14 protein-coding genes are annotated in these 14052 nt (G+C 35.6%); 11 read left to right on the top strand and 3 right to left on the bottom strand.

What is annotated here, in order from left to right:
* The first annotated feature begins 81 nt into the window (after positions 1-81).
* The 5 genes from I586_RS02495 to I586_RS02475 all read left to right on the top strand — a co-directional run bounded on the left by I586_RS02495 (position 82) and on the right by I586_RS02475 (position 5140).
* On the top strand, positions 82-702 hold the full coding sequence (locus I586_RS02495) for a helix-hairpin-helix domain-containing protein (protein WP_010764748.1): 621 nt from the start codon (positions 82-84) through the stop codon (positions 700-702).
* 142 nt (positions 703-844) lie between these two features.
* On the top strand, positions 845-1354 hold the full coding sequence (locus I586_RS02490) for a ComE operon protein 2 (protein WP_010764749.1): 510 nt from the start codon (positions 845-847) through the stop codon (positions 1352-1354).
* Complete coding sequence (locus tag I586_RS02485; protein WP_244147855.1) at positions 1317-3659, top strand: DNA internalization-related competence protein ComEC/Rec2; 2343 nt, start codon at positions 1317-1319, stop codon at positions 3657-3659. The genes I586_RS02490 and I586_RS02485 overlap by 38 nt, the downstream gene beginning before the upstream one ends.
* A gap of 49 nt (positions 3660-3708) precedes the next feature.
* Positions 3709-4740 carry a DNA polymerase III subunit delta gene (holA, locus tag I586_RS02480; RefSeq protein WP_010764751.1) on the top strand — a complete coding sequence of 344 codons (1032 nt, stop codon included), beginning with the start codon at positions 3709-3711 and terminating at the stop codon, positions 4738-4740.
* 16 nt (positions 4741-4756) lie between these two features.
* On the top strand, positions 4757-5140 hold the full coding sequence (locus tag I586_RS02475; RefSeq protein ID WP_010764752.1) for an ester cyclase: 384 nt from the start codon (positions 4757-4759) through the stop codon (positions 5138-5140).
* A 132-nt stretch (positions 5141-5272) separates the two neighbouring features.
* On the opposite strand, the gene rpsT is transcribed toward I586_RS02475, so the two are convergent.
* Positions 5273-5527, bottom strand: coding sequence for a 30S ribosomal protein S20 (rpsT, locus tag I586_RS02470; protein WP_010764753.1), 255 nt, complete (start codon positions 5525-5527; stop codon positions 5273-5275).
* A 279-nt stretch (positions 5528-5806) separates the two neighbouring features.
* Here rpsT and I586_RS02465 point away from each other — a divergent pair, with 279 nt between their 5' ends.
* From I586_RS02465 to I586_RS02455, 3 genes are all read left to right on the top strand, one after another.
* Positions 5807-6784, top strand: a complete 978-nt coding sequence (locus I586_RS02465; RefSeq protein WP_139242620.1) for an inorganic phosphate transporter — start codon at positions 5807-5809, stop codon at positions 6782-6784.
* 12 nt (positions 6785-6796) lie between these two features.
* Positions 6797-7420, top strand: a complete 624-nt coding sequence (locus tag I586_RS02460) for a DUF47 domain-containing protein (RefSeq protein ID WP_010764755.1) — start codon at positions 6797-6799, stop codon at positions 7418-7420.
* Positions 7421-7584: 164 nt separating this feature from the next.
* Complete coding sequence (locus I586_RS02455; protein ID WP_010764756.1) at positions 7585-8226, top strand: HD domain-containing protein; 642 nt, start codon at positions 7585-7587, stop codon at positions 8224-8226.
* A 47-nt stretch (positions 8227-8273) separates the two neighbouring features.
* Here I586_RS02455 and I586_RS02450 read toward each other — a convergent pair whose 3' ends face one another.
* Positions 8274-10187, bottom strand: a complete 1914-nt coding sequence (locus I586_RS02450) for a heavy metal translocating P-type ATPase (RefSeq protein ID WP_010764757.1) — start codon at positions 10185-10187, stop codon at positions 8274-8276.
* Positions 10188-10411: 224 nt separating this feature from the next.
* Positions 10412-11242, bottom strand: coding sequence for an undecaprenyl-diphosphate phosphatase (locus tag I586_RS02445; protein ID WP_010764758.1), 831 nt, complete (start codon positions 11240-11242; stop codon positions 10412-10414).
* Between the two features lie 180 nt (positions 11243-11422).
* Here I586_RS02445 and I586_RS02440 point away from each other — a divergent pair, with 180 nt between their 5' ends.
* The 3 genes from I586_RS02440 (at position 11423) to murQ (ending at position 14035) form a co-directional block, all read left to right on the top strand.
* The gene (locus I586_RS02440) at positions 11423-11914 is read left to right on the top strand and encodes a PTS sugar transporter subunit IIA (protein WP_010764759.1); all 492 of its coding nucleotides are present in this window, start codon (positions 11423-11425) and stop codon (positions 11912-11914) included.
* Between the two features lie 167 nt (positions 11915-12081).
* On the top strand, positions 12082-13146 hold the full coding sequence (locus tag I586_RS02435; RefSeq protein ID WP_010764760.1) for a DUF871 domain-containing protein: 1065 nt from the start codon (positions 12082-12084) through the stop codon (positions 13144-13146).
* Between the two features lies 1 nt (position 13147).
* Positions 13148-14035 carry an N-acetylmuramic acid 6-phosphate etherase gene (gene murQ / locus I586_RS02430; RefSeq protein WP_010764761.1) on the top strand — a complete coding sequence of 296 codons (888 nt, stop codon included), beginning with the start codon at positions 13148-13150 and terminating at the stop codon, positions 14033-14035.
* Positions 14036-14052: the final 17 nt, after the last annotated feature.

Genomic DNA, 14052 nt, shown 5'->3' with positions numbered 1-14052 from the left:
CTATTATACGATGAACCTTTCACTTTTCTATCATGGAAAAATAAACTGTTTGCGTACTTTTGTATAGAAGGGGGGAAAATCATGGATTATCGGAAGATAGTAGCTCAATATAGCAAGTTTATTATTGGTGGGACCATTATGATGATGTTATTCGGTTTTAGCTTATTCTATTTTATGAATAGGCGATCTAATAGAGAACCAGAATCCGAGTTAACGCAGTATTCAACAAATTCTTCGCAACTTCTTGAGACAGAATCGTCATCAGGACAACTGTACGTCGATATAAAGGGTGCTGTGGAAAAACCAGGGATTTATGAGGGGCATTTGCAGATGCGTGTCTGGGACGTTGTTATGCTTGCTGGAGGGGTCAAGGATGATGCTGATACGAAGCAGGTCAATTTTGCGGAACGAATCAAAGATCAAATGGTAATCTATGTGCCAAAAGTAGGGGAGGAGGTACAACATAATGAAAAAAGTACGGATTCTCAAATCAGTCAAAGTGATACGGTAGATAAAGTAAATTTAAACCAAGCGACTGAAACAGAATTACAGACCTTATCTGGTGTGGGGCAAAAAAAAGCGCAAGAAATCATTCGCTATCGCGAAGAAAACGGTGGGTTCAAATCAATTGATGACTTAAAAAATATTTCTGGATTTGGCGAAAAAACAGTCGAAAAACTAAAAGAGTTCATCACGGTATAGAATTTGAATTAGTAAAAAGCCAACTATTTTGCAAATATCTTACGCAGGTTCTTGACGAGACTTTTTCTATAATTTACTATTTGTATATCCTATTAATAATTTTAAAATCAGCAGAAATAAATAAATAAAAGAGGAGCAAACAATGACATCAGAACGAATCCCTTGGGATCAATATTTTATGGCGCAAAGTGTGTTGTTATCTTTAAGAAGTACATGTACACGATTAGAGGTTGGCGCAACTGTAGTTAGAGACAAACGGATCATTGCTGGAGGGTACAACGGTTCAGTTAGCGGTGATGTTCATTGCATTGATGATGGTTGTTATGTTGTGGACGGTCATTGTGTTCGCACGATCCACGCTGAGATGAATGCAATCTTACAGTGCGCAAAGTTCGGTATTCCAACTGAAGGTGCTGAAATCTATGTTACGCATTTTCCCTGCTTACAATGTACAAAAATGATTTTACAAGCAGGTATCAAAAAAATACATTATTTAAAAGACTATAGAAATGATGAATATGCTATGGCATTGATCAAACAGGTCGGTGCTACAGTAGATCAAGTTACGTTATCAAAAAAATATTTTGCTGAATTACAATTAGGGGAAGAAGAGATTGCTTCAGTTGAAGAAGCACCTCAAACAGATCAATAATTACTGGATTTTTTCAGTATTATTAGCAATAGGAACAGTTTTTTTCGTTTTGGAAGTAAGTATATTAACGACTACGATTTGGTTCTATTTAATTATTCGAATTCTTTGCACAAGAAACAAGACGATCATCAGTGTCAGTTTTTTGTGCATGTTTATTCTCATTATTTCGTGTTGGCAAACTGAAAGTGGCGAGAAAAAGATACAAATTCCAGAGAACACCGAAATTAGAGGTCAAATGTTTGTCTTGCCTGATAAACTTAAATTGGACGGGGATCGACTACAACTAGAAGGTCACTTTTTTACCTCTAAACAAGCAAAACGAAAAATAATTGGATTTTATCGATTTACATCGGAACAGGAAAAACAAAGATGGCAAAGAGAATGTCTGCCCGTGCAGATTAATCTTACGGGAGAAGTTGCAACACCATTGGGACAAACAAACCTTAATGGATTTGATTATCAGAAGTATTTAAAAGAAAAAGCTATTTATCAAACTTTATCGATCAGTAAGATAGAGTCAATTCAAGTTGTTCGACCAAAATTGTATGAATTGTTGGAGTGGCTGAGTAGTTATAGGAAAAGAGCTATAGATTACTGTGACGCAATGTTCTTGGCTGAAACGTCATTACATCTTAAAACATTGATATTCGGATTTAAGTCAAGTGAATTTTCCCAAAAAGAAGGAATGTTAGCGAATTTAGGTATTCTTCATTTGTTTAGTTTGTCTGGAATGCATGTAACATTTTTTATTGGTTGTTTCAGATATGTTATTTTGCGTATTGGAATAACCAAGGAACGGTTGTTTTGGTTACAATTGTTTTTTTCAATTGTATATGCTGGTTTAACAGGTTTTTCAATCAGTGTGGTTCGCGCGTTATTACAAAGTATGATTTCACTTAGTAATCGTGAATGGAAATGGAATTTATCTAGATTGGATTGTTGGAGTTTAACGTTGCTCATTGGGTTGTTTTTTAAGCCATATTTATTATTTTCCGCTGGAGGACAATTAAGTTATGGCTTATCCTTTTTTATTTTATATGTTCAGCCAATCGTAGCAAGACTTAACAATCGATATATACGAATATACTGTTTTTCACTGTTATTGAACATTACGATGATTCCAATAGTTGGGTTGAGTTTTTTTGAATGGCAATTGACAAGTAGCCTATTTACATTTTTACTATTACCCATTTTTGAGCGAGCCATTTTGCCAATACTGACAATCAGTTTATTAAGTTCATTCGTTTTTAAATCGGACTTACTGATTCATAGTTTAGAATTGTATTTTTTATTCCAGCAATCTGTCTTTGAATGGTTCAGTCATCATAGTACGTTTACCATAGTGACAGGTGCATTTTCGCCAATTCTTTTTTTGTGGATCTCTATCATTCTTTTTTTATTCTTATATAGTATGGAAAAACAATCAAAAAAGGCCTATCTACTGGGAGTGGGATTAATTCTATTGATGTTTAACAAGTATTTTTCATTCAATGGAACAGTTGCGTTTATAGATGTGGGACAAGGAGATAGCATTTTTATTCAAGCCCCTTTTCATCAAGAAAATATATTGATTGATACTGGTGGCAAAGTCGGGTTTGGAAAAGAAAACTGGGCGATCAAAGCAAAACAAACGTCCAATGCAGAGTATTCAGTCATCCCTTATCTGAAAAGCAAAGGGGTAAAATATTTAGATAAAGTGTTGATTAGTCATGGTGATATGGATCATTGTGGAGATTTAGTGGCAATCAACCAAAAGATCCCTATCCGTTCGCTTTATTTTCCAGTTGGTACAGAAAAAAAAGCAGCTTTCAGAAACATGTTAAATCGCTTAAAGCAAGAAGGAACAAAATGTTACCCAGTTTTGGCTGGAACATCGATCGGTCAATCTATTTCGCTGGAAGTTCTAGCGCCGTCTAAGAGTGGTGAAGGTGAGAACAGGGACTCTATGGTAGTTTATGCGAAGCTTTCCGGTCGCCGATTTTTATTTACAGGTGATTTAGAAAAAGAAGGAGAGCGCCAGTTAATCGATCAATTTAAAAAACTGAAAGTAGATGTGTTGAAAGTGGGGCATCATGGTAGTAAAACGTCGACGGCTCCATTATTTATTCAAGCACTTGACCTGACAGACGGAATTATTTCTTGCGGCCGTCAGAATCGTTTTAGTCATCCACATGAAGAGGTGGTCACAACGTTAGAGAAAGCCAATATCAATTGTCTTCGAACCGATAAAGACGGAATGATTTATTATGAATGGACCCCATTATCAAAAATCTCATCCGCTAAAACAATAATAGAACAAGACTAGCATTTCTTGAAATGTCATGATAGGATGAAAATGAGAAATGAGGGAATTTATGAATTTACAAGAGGCTTTGAAACAAGTAAGGCAGCAAAAGTTCGCTTCTGTTTATTTAATCCAAGGGACAGAAGGGTATTTAAGTGAGTTATTCAAAACGGAATTAATGAGCCAATTAATCAAGACAGAAGATGATCAATTCAATTATTCTTCTTTTGATATGGAAGAAGTACCGTTGTCTGTGGCAATGGAAGAAGCTGAGACGATTCCTTTTTTCGGTGACTATCGATTAGTTTTTATTGAAAATCCATATTTTTTGACTGCTGAAAGAAAAACAAACGGGTTAGATCATGATATTGATAGTTTATTAAACTACATGGAACAGCCGTCACCAACGACGATTTTAGTCTTCATTGCGAATGTGGAAAAATTAGACGAACGAAAGAAAGTCACAAAAGCAATTAAGAAAAAAGCCGAAGTCATAGATGTTAATCCTATGGGCGAACGTGAAGTGAGACAATATGTGGAACAAACGATTCAAAGCGAAGGGTATGAAATTCGTCCTGAAGCATTTGATTTATTGTTACAACTGACAGACTTAAATCTATCAAAAGTAATGGGAGAGTTACAAAAGTTATTTTTGTATGCATCTGATAACAAAATAGTCTCACTAAATGCAGTCAAAGAATTGGTACCCAAATCATTGGAGCATAACGTTTTTGATTTAACAAATGATGTTTTATCTGGAAATGGAGAAAAAGCAATTCAATTATACGAAGACTTATTATTACAAGGTGAGGAAACCATCAAATTAAATGCGATTTTATTAAATCAAATCCGTTTATTTTTGCAAACTAAAATTTTAGCAAAATTAGGCTATCAACAAGCAAACATTGCAGAAACCTTAAAAATCCATCCGTACCGTGTTAAGTTAGCGTTGCAACAAGTTCGTCGTTTTGACTTAGATCGTTTAGAAGCTATTTATGATGAATTAGTAGAGAACGATTTTAAAATGAAGACAGGGAAAATGGAAAAAGAATTGCTATTTGAGTTATTCATTCTAAAATTATCTGGGCAAGTAGCTAGTTAAAAAGGGAGAGAGTTGTTTGAGTGAGGCGAAAAGAATAGTGAGCGCATTTTTTGAAAATGTTCGTTCTGGAAAAAATCTCCAAGCAGCATATGAGTTTATGCATGAACAAGTCATTGCTCATCAAGTTCAGTCTGAAAATGAATATACAATCACTAGATCACCGAAAGATTATATTGAGCACGTAGAAGAGATGCAGGAACTTTACGGACAATTTGAATTGGTTATTCAAGAAATAATAGCTGATGAACATAAAGTTTATGTTCGGTGGAAGCAAATTGGGAAAACTGATAAAAATAAAACAATTATTCAGATTGCAAGTGCTGTTTATTTAGTTGAAAAAGGAAAAATAGCAGAGTACTGGATTCAGATCGACCGTAAAGGAATCGAAAACCAAAGTTAGTTGAGTTAGGTTAGTTTGACAAATCGAATACAAATAGTCAGTGCGAGATAAAGCTTTTTGAGCCTATTTCGCACTTTTTTACAAAATAAAAATAAAAAAGAAGCTAACATGAATGTCAACTTCTAAAAATCATTATTTTGCTAATTTTTTGCTTAGACGTGATTTATCACGGCCTGCTTTGTTTTTATGGATTAATCCTTTTGTTTCAGCCATATCAACAGCTTTAATAGCTTCTGTATATAACGCATCAACGTTGTCAGCACCAGCAGCTACAGCATCTTCAAATTTTTTGATTGCTGTACGCATTGCATTTTTTTGAGATGAATTTTGAGCATTCTTATTAGCGTTAGTACGTACACGTTTAATTGCAGATTCAATATTTGGCATTTCTTTCACCTCCGATAAATTAAGGTCTTACACAGGAAATTCCATATGTAATTCAACACTAATCATTATACCTAATCCACACAGGCATTGCAATAAAAGATGACAAGTTTTTTTCCTTAACAGTAAAATTATTGATTTTAACATGCAAAAATCAATTTGAATTTAACTTTGATAGAAAAAATAGATACATTTTATAAAAAATATGCTATCATAACAGGGGAAAAATGAAATGGTGGTGTCAATGTGAATATTGCTCTAATTGTAACGGTTACACTTGTAATGGGCGTTATTTTTGTCAATGGATGGACAGATGCGCCAAATGCAATTGCAACCGCTGTCTCAACGCGCGTTTTAAAACCCAATGTTGCGATTTGGATGGCTGTTGTAATGAATTTCTTAGGTGCGTTAGTGATGACGTACTTTAATGCACAGGTAGCTGAAACGATCAGTAACATCGTAAGTTTTGATGCACAAGGCAATGCATCTCAGGTTGCTTTAGCAGCTTCTTTATTTTCGATTGTTGTTTGGTCTGTGGCAGCGTGGTATTTCGGTATTCCAACGAGTGAGAGTCATGCGCTGATAGCTGGTTTAACTGGTTCCGCAATGGCTTTAGGAGGAATTGGTGCAGTCAATGGTTCTGAATGGGGGAAAGTACTTGTTGGGTTAGTTGTCTCCACAGTAATGGGATTTGGTGGCGGCTACCTTGTTACGAAGCTTATTGTAATCCTTTTCAGAGGAGTCGCTAGAAGAACCGCAAATAAAGTCTTTACTTATGGGCAAGCATTTGGTGCAGCTGCGAATGCCTTCTTACATGGTGCTCAGGATGGTCAAAAGTTTATGGGCGTATTCATGTTAGGACTTTATTATAATAATTTAGCTGAAAAATCAGGTTCAGGGTTTATTATTCCAATCTGGGTAATGGTTTTGTGTTCTGTGACGATGGGATTCGGTACATCAGTTGGTGGGATGAGAATCATTAAATCTGTTGGGATGGATATGGTAAAATTGGAACGCTATCAAGGATTTGCAGCTGATTTAAGTACAGCAGTTTGCTTGTTTGCAGCATCTATCTTTGGGATCCCAGTTTCTACTACTCATACAAAAACGACTGCAATTATGGGTGTGGGTGCTTCTAAACGAGTATCAAGTGTTGATTGGCGGATCGTAAAAGAAATGCTCATTGCTTGGATATTAACGTTTCCGGGTTGCGGGATCATTGCCTTTGTTATGGCAAAATTATTTATAGCACTATTTTAAGGAGAGAATAAAATGGCTAGAAAAAAGCAATTTGACTATTTTGGTGAATTGGAGCATTTAGCAAAAAACGCTCATCAAGCGGCAGAACTATTGGAAATGATCACGGTGGACTATTCACTTGAAAAGTTAGAAAATGAAGCACAAAAAATTCACGAATTAGAGCGTGAAGGGGATCAAATCGTTCAAAAAATCATGAGTGAATTGTATGTCTCTTTTATTACACCTATTGATAGAGAAGACATTGTTGAAATTACACAGCGTTTGGATGATGTTTTAGATACGATCAATAGCATTTCGTACTTATTAAGTAGTTTAGTTGTAAAAGAGTTAAAAGAAAATGCTTTAGTTTTTATTACGTATGGAGTAGAAGCTACAGCGGGCGTCTTAACTGCAACAAAGGAATTTGCAAAATTCAAAAATTCAAAAACCTTACATGCAATGATCGATGAGGTAAGTGAGATCGAAGGAAAAGCAGACAAATTATATAGTGATGCTTTGAAGGATCTTTTTACAAATGAGCAAAACCCAATTGAGGTTGTACGTTGGAAAAACGTATATGATCAATTAGAAGAATTATTAAATGCGAGTGAATCTGTCGTTGATGTGATTGGTGGTCTCGTAATAAAAAATAGTTAATAGTGCTTTAACTATATAGAATGAGCCTGGGACATAACTCAAAAAGTTATGTTTCAGGCTCATCGTATCCGAATAAACGGTGGGAGCAGAAGCAACCCCTTCTTATTTCTCGGGGTTAATCACTCCTGTCCCAACCTCATTCATTGTTGATTTGGAGGATTAAGATGGATAATGAGAAAGTAATAGCAATTGAACAATTTACCCAATCTATTATGAAACAAGATCAAACAGGCCATGGTATGGATCACATTAATAGAGTTGTACGGTTAGCGCAAAAAATAGCAGAAACCGAAGACTGTGATTTCTTTATTGTTACTGCAGCGGCGTATCTACATGATACGGTGGACGACAAATTAGTTGCTGATTCACAAGAAGCTTATAAACAATTAGAAGAATTCCTTCTTGGAATCGCTGTTTCTTCTGAACAAATGCAACAAATCATGCATATTATCAAGAATCTGTCATTTAGTCAGCAACTAAATGGAACGGCAGAAAAACTTACACTAGAAGGTCAAATTGTACAAGATGCGGATCGATTAGATGCAATGGGAGCAGTTGGGATTACGCGGACGATTTATTATGGTGGGTATAAAGGAAATCTGATTTATGATCCCAATATTAAGCCTAGAACGTTGAAATCAAAGGCTGAATATCGTGAAGAAAGTACCGTTTTTAATCATTTTTACGAGAAAATTCTTTTGTTGAACGAGTATTTAAATACAGAATATGCGAAGCAAATTGGGAACAAACGTCAACGGTTTTTGGAATCATTTTTGGAAGAGTTTTTAGACGAATGGGATCAATAGTAAAAAAGGCTGAGATAACGGATTGCGTTATTTCGGCCTTTTAAAATTTAAACCAATTTCGTTGTTTGTATTTGGTATTTTTTTATTGACTTTGTTTCAGTGGGAATCGTTTTTAACATTCTTAATCCGTTTAAAATAACCAAGATCGTACTGCCTTCATGGCCAATCACACCCAGTGGTAAATTAATAATTTGAAAGAAATTAGAGAATACCAAAAGAAGGATGACTCCAGCTGAAAAGACAATATTTTGAGTAACGATTCGTTTTAATTTTTTTGAAAGTAAGTGACTCATTTGAAGTTTTTCCAAATCATTTTTCATTAAAACCATATCTGCTACGTCCATAGCGATATCCGTTCCCTGCCCCATAGCGACACCAATTGCTGCATTGGCCAGAGCAGGCGCATCATTTATCCCATCACCGACCATTGCATTAACGCCATATCGTTCTTTTTGTTTTTTGATTAGTGTGGTCTTATCTTCAGGCAAACAATTTGCATAAATCTCATCGACTTCAAGTTCAGTAGCAATTGCAGAAGCTGTTTTTTCATGATCTCCTGTAATCATTGTGGTATGGATTCCCGCTTGCTTAAAATAGCTGATTACTTTTTTTGCTTCTGGTTTAGGAATATCTAACAGAGCAAAATAGGCAACGATTTCTTGATCTTGAAAGAGATAAATAACCGTTTTTCCATCGTTTTGCAATTGTTCGACTTGCTTTAGAATGTCTTCGTTTATTATCGCTTGCTCGCCAAAAGAACTTTTACCGACTCTCCAAGTAGAAGATTGAACGATTGTCTCCATTCCAAAACCAGTAATATTGTTCACTTCAATTTCGTTATAAAGATTCGTTGTTTCATTTTCAAATCGTTTAAGAATAGCTTGTGCTAATGGATGGGTTGAGTTTCTTTCCATAGCTAACAGAATGTTCAAACTTTCTTGTTTATTTTTTAAGAATACAGCATCGGTGACAACAGGAACACCCCGTGTTAAGGTACCCGTTTTGTCAAATGCAATCGCATTAAGGGAAGCTAAATTTTCTAAATAGATTCCACCTTTGAATAAGACGCCATTTCTTGCACCGTTTGATATAGCCGCTAATGTTGCTGGTGTGGCAGAGGCGACTAGTGCGCATGGTGAAGCCACAACAAGTAAGACCATTCCTCTATAAAAGCTTTCATGCCATGACCAACCTAAAAATAAAAAAGGAACAAAAATCATTAACGGGATAGCGATCAAGACGATTTTTACATAGCTGTTTTCAAGTTTTTCAATGAAACTTGCTGTTTGTGAAGGCGTATTTTGGGCTTCATCAACTAATCGAATTATTTTCGCAAATAACGTGTCTTCGCTTTTTTTACTAACAGTTAGCGTAATTGCCTCACCTAAATTGATCGTTCCGCCAAACAGCTCATCTTTGATTCCTTTTTCGACTGGGACTGATTCTCCTGTGATCGCTGCCTCATCAATCGTTGAAGCACCTTTGGTTAAGATTCCGTCGATAGGAATACGGGCTCCTTTAGGAACAAGAAGTAAATCACCAATCTGTAAATCGGATACAGCTACTTCAGCGGTCTGACCAAACTCATTAAGGACTAAGGCTGTTTCGGGTTGTAACTTCATTAAACTCGAAATCTCTTTTTTACTTTTATTTGTTGTGTATTCTTCCAATGCACCGCTAAGGCAGAAGATGAACGTTAGCATTGCACCTTCAAACCAATTTCCGATGATACAAGCGCCCAAGGCAGCCAAAGCCATAAGTAAATCTACGTTTAGGTGTTTGTTTTGAACCGTATCAAGGATTCCTTCTTTTGTTTGTTTAAAGCCACCAAAAACAATTGCCAACGCAAAATTTAGTGGGTAAAATGTGCTACCAGATTTTTCCAAGATAAATCCACTGATCATAAATATCAAACATAAAATTGTGGATAGTAGAGCCTTTTTTTCTTCTGAAAGTTTCATTGTGATCACTCCTCATAAAGAGCATAGCATAAATGAATTCTAAATGATAACAGAATAACCTAAATGAGAATGATAGTGGTTATCAATTAGTTTTTAACCTTTATTTAAAGGTGTTTTAGTTTTTTTAAAAAGATAATAATTCTAATTAATAGTGATAATCATTATCAATTTGAAAGAGTCTTTTTCCAATAAAAAAAGACCGATTTAATCGGTCTTAATACTCTTTATGAAAATAGCCAATAACTAATCAGAAGAACACCTAGAACAATACGGTACCATCCAAAAGCGGTGAAATCATTTCTTTTTAGATAATTCAATAAGAATTTAATGACAATGATTGAAACAACAAACGCCACAATCGAGCCTGTAAGTAATATGATGGTCTCCGTAAATCCAAATGTATTTCCTTTTAGTAAGAATTTCCCGATTTTCAAAAAGCTTGCTCCGAACATGACAGGAATGCCAAGAAAGAAAGAAAATTCGGTTGCAACAAAACGGGATGCCCCAATGATGATTGCCCCAAGAATTGTAGCACCAGAACGTGATGTTCCAGGAATCAATGATAAGACTTGGAAGAAACCGACGATCGCTGCAGCTTTATACGTAAAGTTATTCAAATCTGTACATTTCGGCTTGCGATTGCGATTTCTTTTTTCAATGACAACAAATGCAATCCCATAAATGATCAACATCAGTGCGACGGTAAAGAAGTTATGGAATTTTGCATCTAACCAGTCATCTAATGGTATTCCAATAATAGCAGCTGGAGCACAAGCAACAACAACTTTTGACCAAAGGATCCATGTATCTTTCTTTTCCGTCTCATCTTTTTTAGGTGAGAAGGGGTTTAACTTGTGGAAATAAAGAACGACGACTGCCATGATTGCACCGAGCTGTATCACGACATTGAACATTGTCATAAAATCTTTGCTGAGGTTCATTTTAATAAATTCATCGACTAAGATTAAATGTCCAGTACTACTGATTGGAAGCCACTCGGTTACGCCTTCAATAATACCTAGAATAATTGCTTTCCATAAACTTGATAAAAGCATAAGTTCAATCCTTTCTAGCGTAAAATAATAAATCATTAATAGTATACCTTTTCGGCTCTAAAAAACCAACAAACTTTTCATGAGTATTAGAAAAATTTAGATTCCTATCTATTCAGTGTTGTAATTATTCTGAGAATTTTCTATACTATTACTATTCCTAAAAATTGGAGGAGAAAGCAAATGTTTGGATTTTTAAAAAAGAAAGAACCAGTTCAATTAAATGAAACGTTATATGCTGTAGCAACAGGTAATTTGATTCCCATCAGTGAAGTCAATGATCCAGTTTTTTCGCAAAAGATGATGGGAGATGGCTTTGCTGTAATTCCAGAGGTGGGAGAAATTTATGCCCCTATTGCAGGTGAAGTGCTTAGTGTTTTTCAAACAAAACACGCTGTTGGAATGAAAATGGCAAATGGACTTGAGATTTTACTTCACATGGGTATCGATACAGTTGAATTAAATGGAGAACCTTTTGACATAAAAGTTAGTGAGGGGACAAAAGTATCGCAAGGAACATTAATTGCTAAAGTTGATTTAGAGGCAATCAAATCTGCTGGAAAAGCAATCGATATGGTTGTCGTGATTACGAATATGGATGCTGTGAAAGATTTTGAACTTAGCCGTACAGGAAACGTTTCTGCTGGAGATGAAGTCGGTATTGCAAAAGCGTAAATTAAAACGTACTAAAATAAAAAGAGTGGAAAACAGTATGTGTTTTCCGCTCTTTTTCTCTGCTTATCATTGAAAATAAATTTCATTTTAAAAAAATATAATTGTTTAAGTTGAAATTTTATTTCAAACAAGTTATAATGAAAGCGGATTAGGAAGGGGTATGCAAAATGTATGGAATTTCGATTTTTTTAAGTGAAGAAATGACAAATGACACTCGAGCATATATTAAAATGATGCGCGATGTTGGTTTCAAAGGGATATTTACCTCCTTACATATCCCAGAAGATGATGCAACGCTTTATGCCAAACGGTTAAGAGAACTTGGACAAATTGCTCAAGAAATGAATATGAAGTTAATGGTAGATATTTCTGGTGAGGCATTGAGGCGTGCTGGATTTTCTTTTCAACAACTTGATGAGATTTTAGCTATAGGTGTAACAGGGCTAAGGATGGATTATGCTATTTCAAATAAAGAAATAGCCGAGGCGTCTAAGCAGTTAACAATTGGCTTGAATGCAAGTACGATTACAGAGAATGACGTGAAAGAATTAAAGAATTTCCATGCAGATTTTAGAAATTTTGAAGCATGGCATAACTATTATCCGAGACCTGAAACAGGCCTTTCTAGTCGTTTTTTCAATGAGAAAAATACTTGGTTAAAACAATCAGGGTTTAAAGTATTTGCATTTGTTCCAGGAAATGAGCAACGAAGAGGGCCATTATACGAAGGATTGCCGACGCTTGAAAAGCATCGTAATGAGAATCCATTTTTTGCGGCGTTAGATTTGGCTGAAAATTTCCAGGTCGATGGCATCTATATTGGAGATCCTAAACTCTCTAGTCGTACAATAAATCAATTTAGAGCATATCAATATGAGCAGGTTTTACCTATAGAAGTTGCCGATAACGGGAGTGCTTACTACCCACTTATATTAGGAAATCATATTAACCGTCAAGATGAGGCACGTGATGTGATTCGAAGTGCTCAGGCTCGTTTTAAAAAAGTTGAAACAATTAAACCAGAGACTGTAATGGAGCGGAAAATTGGAAGCGTGACAATCGATAATGTTAACTACGGTAGATATATGGGCGAAATACAAGTAACCAAAAAAGATTTACCAGAGAATCAGAAAATCAACGTCGTAGCACACGTTGTCCCTGCTGATTGTTCATTATTAAAATTAATAGGTGCAGGAAGAAATTTTAAGCTAATTGAGAAGGGAATTTTATAATATGAATCTAGAAAAATTAACAACAGAGCGTCGAAACCAAGATACGATGAATTTGGATGAACTAACAGTTAAAGAAGCTTTAGAAAAAATGAATCAAGAAGATCAAAAAGTAGCAGTAGCGGTAAAAGAAGCACTTCCACAAATCGAAGCTGTGACAAAATCGATCATTAACGCCTTTAATGCTGGTGGCCGATTGATTTATATGGGAGCTGGAACGAGTGGTCGTTTAGGAGTTTTAGATGCGGCAGAATGTGTCCCGACTTTTGGTGTAGAACCTGAAATGGTTCAAGGGTTGATTGCAGGTGGCCAAAAAGCAATGACAATAGCAGTTGAGGGTGCAGAAGATTCACAAGAATTTGGAAAACAAGATTTAGTTGGGCTTAATTTGACGGATAAAGATATTGTAATCGGAATTGCAGCAAGCGGTCGTACACCGTATGTTATTGGTGGTTTAGTTTATGCTGATTCAATCGGTGCAGCCACAGCGTCGATTTCATGCAACAAAGAGGCAGAAATCAGTCGATATGCACAAATGCCAATCGAGGTTGATGCAGGACCGGAATTTTTGACAGGCTCAACACGCTTGAAATCTGGAACAGCTCAAAAGCTAATACTAAATATGTTATCTACTATTTCAATGATCGGAATCGGCAAAGTTTACAATAACTTGATGGTGGACGTCAAACCGACAAATGAAAAATTAGTAGAACGTTCAAAACGTATCATTATGGAAGCTACAAACTGTGATTATTCAACAGCTTCTAATTATTTTATTAAGGCAGATCAAAATGTAAAACTCGCTATCGTGATGTTGTTAACGAACACATCTAAAGAAGAAGCAACAGAAAAATTAGTGCAAGGCAATAATTTTATAAAAAATACAATATAAAAAATTGAAGGAGGAGT

The sequence above is a fragment of the Enterococcus moraviensis ATCC BAA-383 genome (assembly GCF_000407445.1).
In the GTDB taxonomy this organism is placed as follows: domain Bacteria; phylum Bacillota; class Bacilli; order Lactobacillales; family Enterococcaceae; genus Enterococcus_L; species Enterococcus_L moraviensis.
Note: the sequence above shows the minus strand (reverse complement) of the source record. Positions and strands in the feature narration are given on the sequence as shown.